Source organism: Vibrio sp. 2132-1 (assembly GCF_033344315.1).
Genome location: NZ_JAWPON010000242.1, coordinates 1 through 774, shown reverse-complemented (window position 1 = coordinate 774; position 774 = coordinate 1). Strand labels below are relative to the sequence as shown.

Sequence of the window (774 nt, the reverse complement as noted above, 5' to 3'; positions counted from 1 at the left end):
GGCTCTCCATGGCGATTTATACGAGCTTACGGCGTAAAAGTAGCTACACCCAGCTCATCTTCGCGACGTGTTTTCGCCATCATTTGTGTTGGAGAAATCACACTACGAAGGTCCATGTCTTTTTCTGTACGTACTAGCTCACCACGTAGCGAGTTTGCAAATACGTCCGTAATCTTCACGTCAACGAACTGACCAATTAGGTCTGCGCTACCTTCAAAGTTTACTACACGGTTGTTTTCTGTACGAGCGCGCAGTTCCATTAGGTTTTTCTTAGAAGGGCCTTCAACCAGTACACGCTGCTCAGTACCAAGCATTAGGCGTGAGTAACGCATTGCTTGTGCATTGATGGTTTGTTGCAGCTCGTATAGACGCTCTTTCTTCACTTGTTCTGGTATATCACAAGGGTAATCTGCCGCTGGTGTACCTGGACGAGGTGAGAAGATAAAGCTGAAGCTCATGTCAAAGTCTACGTCTTTGATTAGCTTCATTGTGTCTTGGAAGTCTTTGTCTGTTTCACCAGGGAAACCAACAATAAAGTCAGAACTGATTTGGATATCAGGACGCGCTTTACGTAGTTTACGGATGATTGACTTGTACTCGATAGCTGTGTGAGGACGCTTCATCATCGTTAGGATACGGTCACTACCACTTTGTACTGGCAGGTGTAGGAAACTCACAAGCTCCGGGGTATCTTCGTAAACCGCGATGATGTCGTCAGTAAACTCTAGCGGGTGGCTAGTCGTGAAACGAATACGGTCGATACCATCGATAGAT

At 46.1% G+C, this 774-nt stretch carries 1 protein-coding gene; it reads right to left on the bottom strand.

Annotation, left to right across the window (positions count from 1 at the left end; all coding sequences use genetic code 11):
- Window positions 1-26: 26 nt before the first annotated feature.
- Window positions 27-774: MiaB/RimO family radical SAM methylthiotransferase (locus tag R8N47_RS24695; protein WP_318186037.1), on the bottom strand; the 748-nt coding region annotated here is incomplete at its 5' end.